Below are 240 nucleotides of genomic sequence, written 5' to 3'. Positions count from 1 at the left end.
GGCAACGACCGGTAATAAATTCCTGAATTTCGTCCGACAAGTCGTGCAGCTTCAGCCGCGTCCGGTCGGTCTTGTTGCGAAACAGGAAAGAGCCCAACCCCTGTTCACTGTCGCGCACCACAAAGCGGTCGTCGCCTTTCTGTTCAAAATGGAATTCATCCGAAGCCAGAAAGGTAAAGTGGCCTTTTTCCAGCCATTGCAGAAAGGCCAGCCCCTCTTCGGCACCCTCCACCTGAACAC

General features: G+C 54.2%; 1 protein-coding gene. It reads right to left on the bottom strand.

Annotation, left to right across the window (positions count from 1 at the left end; genetic code table 11):
* Positions 1-240 (bottom strand): NAD-glutamate dehydrogenase domain-containing protein (locus tag Q4563_RS22270; RefSeq protein WP_303606094.1); only part of this gene is annotated, 240 nt, incomplete at both ends.

It is taken from the genome of Gilvimarinus sp. 1_MG-2023 (genome assembly GCF_030548285.1).
The sequence above is the reverse complement of the archived record's forward strand: the minus strand, read 5'-3'. Positions and strand labels throughout refer to the sequence as shown.